This window comes from Streptomyces sp. H27-H5 (genome assembly GCF_026627505.1).
Classification (GTDB): Bacteria; Actinomycetota; Actinomycetes; order Streptomycetales; family Streptomycetaceae; genus Streptomyces.
The window spans coordinates 44,023-50,449 of the sequence record NZ_JAPNLK010000062.1 but is presented as its reverse complement, the minus strand read 5'-3'; the positions used below and the strand labels follow the sequence as shown (position 1 = coordinate 50,449).

Genomic DNA, 6,427 nt, shown 5'->3' with positions numbered 1-6,427 from the left:
GACACCCCCCGCCCCGCCGACACCCCCCGCCCTGCCGAACACCCCCAGCCCCGCCGGCGTTTGAGGCGCGGGGTCCGGGGCGGAGCCCCGGGAACGGCGGCCCGGGACCGGGTACGGAAACGGGCCGGGCCCGGTACCCCCTGAGGGGAACCGGGCCCGGCCCGAAAGACTGCCGACAGACGCGGCGGCGGCGCCTAGTTGTCGTCCTCGTCGATCAGGAAGCCACGCATCGGCGACGGCGCCTGCATCGGCTGCGGAGCAGCCGGCCGCACCGGAGCCATCGGCTGGGTCATCGCCGGGGACATCTGCTGCTGGCCACCATAGGACGGACCGCTCATCGGGGACTGGCCACCCATCGGGGAGGGACCACCCATGGGGGACGGGCCACCCATCGAGTGCCCCATCGCACCGGCCGGAGCCATGGAGGGCGACGGCGACGGCGGCAGCGCGGGTCCGGCCGGGTTGCGGGGCGGGGCCAGCGAGTCGTCGGCCTGGGTCTCCAGCTGGCGCAGCTGGGACTCCAGGTAGGACTTCAGACGCGTGCGGTACTCACGCTCGAAGCCTCGCAGGTCCTCGACCTTGCGCTCCAGCGTGGCGCGGGCGGACTCCAGGGAGCCCATCGCGACGCGGTGCTTCTCCTGCGCGTCCCGTTCCAGGGCGTCGGCCTTGGCTCGGGCGTCCCGCTCCAGGCCCTCGGCGCGCGAACGGGCCTCGCCGACGATCTTGTTGGCCTCGGAACGGGCCTCCGCGATCGCCTGGTCGGCGGTCTGCTGCGCGAGCGACAGGACGCGGGCGGCGCTGTCGCCACCGGGGCCCTGCTGCGGGAGCTGCTGGTGCTGCTGGTGCATCTGCTGGCCCATGGGCTGCATCTGCTGCCCCATCGGCTGCATCTGCTGGCCCATCGGCTGGCCGAGCGGGTTCTGGCCACCCATGGACTGCTGCTGCATCTGCTGCATCTGCTGGGGCTGCTGCATCTGCTGCGGCTGGCCCATCTGCTGCTGGCCACCCATGTTGTGCTGCTGCATGGGGCCGCCCATCGGGCCGGGACCCTGCTGGCCCTGTCCACCGGGGCCGGGGGGCAGCTGCGGCTGACCGCCGGGCAGCTGGGGCGGGCCCATCTGCGGCTGCTGCTGCTGCGGCGGGCCGGATATGGCCGCGGGCACGGGTGCGCCGGGGCCACGCTGGTCCTGGGGTTCGGGCTTGCGCATGCCCTGCTGCTGCTGGTTCTGCGCGGCGGCGCGTGTGGCGGCGGCCAGCTTGGCGCGCAGGTCCTCGTTCTCGCGCAGCAGGCGCGTCAGTTCGGACTCGACCTCGTCGAGGAAGGCGTCGACCTCGTCCTCGTCATAGCCTTCTCGCAGGCGGACGGTCGTGAACTGCTTGTTCCGCACGTCCTCGGGAGTCAGCGGCATGTCTTCTTCACCTCTACGTAGTCGTCGGCAGTCGGCAAGACCGTATCGGGACTGTCCCCGGATTCGCGGGGAAGCACATCGTTCACACGCTTCTCGCAGCGGTGCTCACGAAACTGATGAGGATGTAAACGATGATCATCAGAACGAAGAAGGACAGGTCGAGTGCCACGCCCCCGAGACGCAACGGCGGAATGAAACGCCGAAGAAGCTTGAGCGGTGGATCGGTGACAGTGTAGGTGGCCTCCAGAACGACCACCATCGCCTTGCCGGGTGTCCATGAACGTGCGAACTGGAACACGTAGTCCATGACCAGTCGGAAGATCAGCACGATGAGGAAGCACATCAGAGCGATGTAGACCACTTGCAGTGCGACGCCCATCCCGCGCTTCCCTCTCCCCTGCTCCCACTGTGTCCCCGGCCCCGTGTCTGACGGATCGGTCTAGCTTTGGTTGAAGAACCCGCCCTCCGCGATGCGGGCCTTGTCCTCCGCCGTGACATCGACGTTAGCAGGAGACAGCAGGAACACCTTCTGCGTCACGCGTTCAATGCTGCCGTGCAGACCGAAGACGAGGCCGGCGGCGAAGTCGACCAGACGCTTCGCGTCGGTGTCGTCCATCTCCGTGAGGTTCATGATCACCGGAGTGCCCTCACGGAAGTGTTCCCCGATGGTACGGGCCTCGTTGTAGGTCCGGGGGTGCAGCGTCGTGATGCGGTACGGCTCCCGCTCGGAGACGACCTTGGGCATGATCACGGGTGCGTTCTTCTCCAGGTTGGCGCGGTCAGGTGTGATGGACGCCACGGGGGCGATTCGCGCCGGACGTCCGTTTTCCACCGGCATCGGGATGGGTTCCCGCTGTGCCGGGGGCTGTACTGCTCGTACCGGTTCGTCCGTTACGGGCGGTTGGTGCGCGGGCTGCTGACGCCGGCGATCCCGCTCCGGCTCCGGCTCGGGTTCGAACTCGTCATCGGGGTCGTACCCCGGGTTGTCGTACCGGTCGTCCTCCACGAGGCCGAGGTAGACCGCCATCTTGCGCATCGCGCCGGCCATTCTCCGAGTCCTCCGCTCTGTGGTGGATCGCCCTGTCGCAGGTGTCGCCGTGCCACCAAAGTCGCTGTGTCACCAAAGTCACCAACTGCCCGCGATCCACGTGGTCTGTCCGCTCATCAGCGGAAATGACCATATTTTCTGCTGTGGTCCGACTTTCTTCGCGACGTTACCCGAGCCGGGGTCTCGCGCCGAGTACCGCAGTGCCGACGCGTACATGTGTCGCACCCGCCAGCACCGCCTGTTCCAGGTCGGCGCTCATTCCCGCCGAGACCATCGTGGCAGCAGGATGGTCGGCGCGCAGGCCGGATGACAATTCCATCAGCCGCTCGAAGGCCGCCTGTTCGCGGCCCGCGTACGACCCCGCCAGCGGGGCCACGGTCATGAGACCGTCGATCCGCAGTCCCGGCGCGGCGGCCACGAGGTCCGCCAACTCCGGGAGGAGGTCCGGCGCCGCCCCGCCCCGGGCCCCCCGCTCCCCCGACTCGGCGTCGAGGGCGATCTGCACGAGGCAGCCGAGTTCCCGTCCGGCGGCCGTGGCGGCCGCCGAGAGCGCGGTGACCAGTTTCGGCCGGTCGACCGACTGCACCACCCGCGCGTATCCCGCCACGGAACGGACTTTGTTCGTCTGCAACTGGCCCACGAAGTGCCAGTCGAGCGCCAGGTCCGCGCAGGCCGCGGCCTTGGGGGCGGCGTCCTGGTCGCGATTTTCCGCAACATGACGGACACCCAGGTCCGCCAGCAGTCGTACGTCACTCGCCGGGTAGGTCTTGGTGACCACGATGAGGGTCACCTCTTCCCGCCCGCGCCCCGCCGCCGCGCACGCCGACGCGATGCGCTCCTCGACCCGCGCGAGGTTCGCCGCGAGCTCGGCCTTACGTTCCGTCATCCCTCAGTCCAACCAGACATATCCGGCAAGCCGCCCGGTCACCCGGTCACGGCGGTACGAGAAGTGGTCCCGTGACTCCAGTGTGCAGACCGGGGAGCGGTCGGCGTTCGCCACCCCCGCCCGCGCCAACTGCGCGTGCACGCCGGCGACCACGTCCACGGCCGGTGTCCCCCAGCTCGTCTCGGCCCGCGCCGCCGGCACCACTTCCGCGACCGCGTCCCGCATCTCGGCGGGCACTTCGTAGCACCGTCCGCAGACCGCCGGTCCCGTACGGGCGACCATGCGTCCGGGGTCCGCCCCGAGGGCGACCATCGCCTCGACGGTGGCGGGCACCACCCCGGCGACCAGTCCGGGCCGCCCCGCGTGGGCCGCTCCCGCGATCCCCGCGACCGGGTCGGCCAGCAGGACCGGCACGCAGTCGGCCGTGAGCACCGCCAGGGCCAGTCCGCGACGGGCGGTCACCACCGCGTCCACCGAGGGGATCGGCTCCCGCTCGGCGTCCCACGGGCCGTCCACCACCGCGACGTCCCGGCCGTGCACCTGGTTCATCCAGATCACCAGCTCGGGAGCGAGGCCGAGGGACCCGGCCGCGGTCGCCCGGTTCGCGCGAACGGCGGCCGGGTCGTCTCCGACCGCGCCGCCGAGATTGAGCTCCTCGTACGGAACGGCGCTCACCCCGCCCCACCTGTCGGTGAAGGCGAAGTGCGCGCCGTTCTCGTCGTGCTGTCCCAGGATCACTTCAAGAAGTCCGGGACATCCAGCTCTTCCGCCGGGCTGTCCTGGTAGGGACGGGCCGTCGGGACGTGGGCCGGCGGCGGGAACTCGTTCGCCGGCTCGGGCTCGACCGGAGCCTGGGGCTCCTCACGCGGGGTGACCGAACCGAGCCCGCCGAAGGCCGGGCGGACCGGCTCGGCGGCGCGGGTCGGCGCCGGGGCCGGCTCCTCGCGCTTGGTGGAGGCCGCGCCGATGACGTTGTCCCGGCGGGCCGGGGGCTGTCCTCCGTCGAACCCGGCGGCGATGACGGTGACCCGTACCTCGTCGCCGAGCGCGTCGTCGATGACGGCGCCGAAGATGATGTTCGCCTCGGGGTGCGCGGCCTCGCTCACCAGCTGCGCGGCCTCGTTGATCTCGAAGAGACCGAGGTCCGAGCCACCGGAGATGGAGAGCAGCACGCCGCGGGCGCCGTCGATGGACGCCTCCAGCAGCGGCGAGGAGATCGCCATCTCGGCCGCGGCCACGGCGCGGTCGTCGCCGCGGGCCGAGCCGATGCCCATGAGGGCGGAGCCGGCCTCGGACATCACGGACTTGACGTCCGCGAAGTCGAGGTTGATCAGGCCGGGGGTGGTGATCAGATCGGTGATGCCCTGGACGCCGGACAGCAGGACCTGGTCGGCCGACTTGAAGGCGTCGAGCACGCTGACCTGGCGGTCCGAGATGGACAGCAGGCGGTCGTTGGGGATGACGATGAGGGTGTCGACCTCTTCGCGGAGCTCGGCGATGCCGTCCTCCGCCTGGTTCGCGCGGCGCCGACCCTCGAAGGTGAACGGTCGGGTGACCACACCGATCGTCAGGGCGCCGAGCGAGCGCGCGATGTTGGCGACGACAGGTGCGCCGCCCGTGCCGGTGCCGCCGCCTTCACCGGCGGTGACGAAGACCATGTCGGCCCCCTTGAGGACCTCCTCGATCTCCTCGCGGTGGTCCTCTGCCGCCTTCCGGCCGACGGCCGGGTTGGCGCCGGCGCCGAGGCCCCGGGTGAGTTCACGGCCGACGTCGAGCTTGACGTCGGCGTCGCTCATCAACAGCGCTTGGGCGTCCGTGTTGATGGCGATGAACTCGACGCCCTTGAGACCGACCTCGATCATTCGGTTGATGGCATTGACACCACCGCCGCCGACACCGATGACCTTGATGACTGCGAGGTAGTTCTGCGGTGCTGCCACGTCGAAGGCCTCTCGCCTCGAGTTACGTGTCGCCGCCTCGCGGGCCTGCGTTGCGACGACTGATGCCGAAATTGGGCCGGTTCGTACACGCCGACCCGAACCCTAACCCTGAAGTTTAGGGTTATGAGTGTGTCTGTTCCTTGGACTCTCCGAACAGGACACTAAGTCGACAAGTAGCGCGTGTTCAACGAACACGCCGAACCTCCCGTTTTTCTTTTCACCCTATGTGATCACCCGTATCGCTGGCCAACCAGGGTGCGTCGCTGTTCGACTCGACGTCAACTCCCGGACACCGCCGGGGCGGTGGGGACGCTCACGTCGAAGTGGTCAGCCTTGGGCGAGGCCTTCAGCAGGGCGGTCAGCGCTCGCCCTTTCGCTTCACCCAGTTCGCCGCTTCCCCACACCACGGTTCGGCCCTTGGTGAGCGCCAGCACGACCGAGTCGTACGACTCCACCCTGACCTGCAGGGTCTCCTTCGCGACGGCCTCGGGCAGGCTGCCCGCGATGCCCACCGCCTCGCGCAGCAGCCGCTGCTCGTCGAAACGGCGGGCGCTGGGTGACCGTTCCGCTGCCAATTCGAGGACGGGAACGCCTCCGGGTGCTTTCGCAACCGTGTCGAATCGCACACCCGAAGAGTCCACTTCGACGAAGTCCGTGCCCTTCTTGATGAGCAGCACGGGCTTGCGTTCCGTCACTTTCAGGCTGATTCCACGCGGCCACGACCTCGTCACATCGACCGAATCGATGCGGGGCAGCCGCTCGCGCAGCCGGCTCTCGATCTCGTCGGTGTCGATGCTCACCAGCGGCGCGCCGATCGGGACGGCCGCGGCCGACACCACCTGCCCCGCCGTGAGCACCTCGGTGCCGGCGGAGGAGACCTTCTCGACGCGGAGCCAGGAGGATCCGTAGAGCACCCAGGTGCCGCCGGCGGCGAGGAGCACCGCGGCGGCCAGGCAGGCCAGGACGAGGACCCGGCGCCGTTTGACGCCGGGGCCCCGCGGGCCGGATCCCCTCGACGACTTGGGACGCCTGCCCGGCTTGGGAGGGCCGGGGTTCCTGCCCTTGCGGGCGTCCCCGTCGGAACCGGGTGTCCCGCGCTGTGCGGTCGTCGCTCCGGCCACTCCTGTGCCTCCTGGTCAGTGCT

Annotated in this window: 7 protein-coding genes; all 7 read right to left on the bottom strand. The window is 69.9% G+C overall.

Annotation, left to right across the window (positions count from 1 at the left end):
- Positions 1-194 precede the first annotated feature (194 nt).
- The 7 genes from OTB19_RS27535 to OTB19_RS27505 all read right to left on the bottom strand — a co-directional run bounded on the left by OTB19_RS27535 (position 195) and on the right by OTB19_RS27505 (position 6,404).
- Positions 195-1,409 carry a DivIVA domain-containing protein gene (locus tag OTB19_RS27535; RefSeq protein ID WP_267801198.1) on the bottom strand — a complete coding sequence of 405 codons (1,215 nt, stop codon included), beginning with the start codon at positions 1,407-1,409 and terminating at the stop codon, positions 195-197.
- A gap of 82 nt (positions 1,410-1,491) precedes the next feature.
- Positions 1,492-1,788, bottom strand: coding sequence for a YggT family protein (locus OTB19_RS27530; protein ID WP_030155988.1), 297 nt, complete (start codon positions 1,786-1,788; stop codon positions 1,492-1,494).
- Between the two features lie 60 nt (positions 1,789-1,848).
- Positions 1,849-2,457 carry a cell division protein SepF gene (locus OTB19_RS27525; RefSeq protein WP_267801197.1) on the bottom strand — a complete coding sequence of 203 codons (609 nt, stop codon included), beginning with the start codon at positions 2,455-2,457 and terminating at the stop codon, positions 1,849-1,851.
- A 166-nt stretch (positions 2,458-2,623) separates the two neighbouring features.
- The gene (locus tag OTB19_RS27520) at positions 2,624-3,343 is read right to left on the bottom strand and encodes a YggS family pyridoxal phosphate-dependent enzyme (RefSeq protein ID WP_267801196.1); all 720 of its coding nucleotides are present in this window, start codon (positions 3,341-3,343) and stop codon (positions 2,624-2,626) included.
- A gap of 3 nt (positions 3,344-3,346) precedes the next feature.
- Positions 3,347-4,078, bottom strand: a complete 732-nt coding sequence (pgeF, locus tag OTB19_RS27515) for a peptidoglycan editing factor PgeF (protein WP_267801200.1) — start codon at positions 4,076-4,078, stop codon at positions 3,347-3,349.
- The gene (gene ftsZ, locus OTB19_RS27510; protein ID WP_267801195.1) at positions 4,078-5,283 is read right to left on the bottom strand and encodes a cell division protein FtsZ; all 1,206 of its coding nucleotides are present in this window, start codon (positions 5,281-5,283) and stop codon (positions 4,078-4,080) included. Before ftsZ ends, pgeF begins: the two co-directional genes overlap by 1 nt.
- A gap of 278 nt (positions 5,284-5,561) precedes the next feature.
- Positions 5,562-6,404: a cell division protein FtsQ/DivIB gene (locus OTB19_RS27505; RefSeq protein ID WP_267801194.1), complete on the bottom strand. Its 843-nt coding sequence runs from the start codon at positions 6,402-6,404 to the stop codon at positions 5,562-5,564.
- Positions 6,405-6,427: the final 23 nt, after the last annotated feature.

Excerpts from the sequence above, each read along its gene's own strand:
- OTB19_RS27535 (WP_267801198.1), bottom strand. The coding sequence starts at position 1,409 with ATGCCGCTGACTCCCGAGGACGTGCGGAACAAGCAGTTCACGACCGTC.
- OTB19_RS27530 (WP_030155988.1), bottom strand. The coding sequence starts at position 1,788 with ATGGGCGTCGCACTGCAAGTGGTCTACATCGCTCTGATGTGCTTCCTC.
- OTB19_RS27525 (WP_267801197.1), bottom strand. The coding sequence starts at position 2,457 with ATGGCCGGCGCGATGCGCAAGATGGCGGTCTACCTCGGCCTCGTGGAG.
- OTB19_RS27520 (WP_267801196.1), bottom strand. The coding sequence starts at position 3,343 with ATGACGGAACGTAAGGCCGAGCTCGCGGCGAACCTCGCGCGGGTCGAG.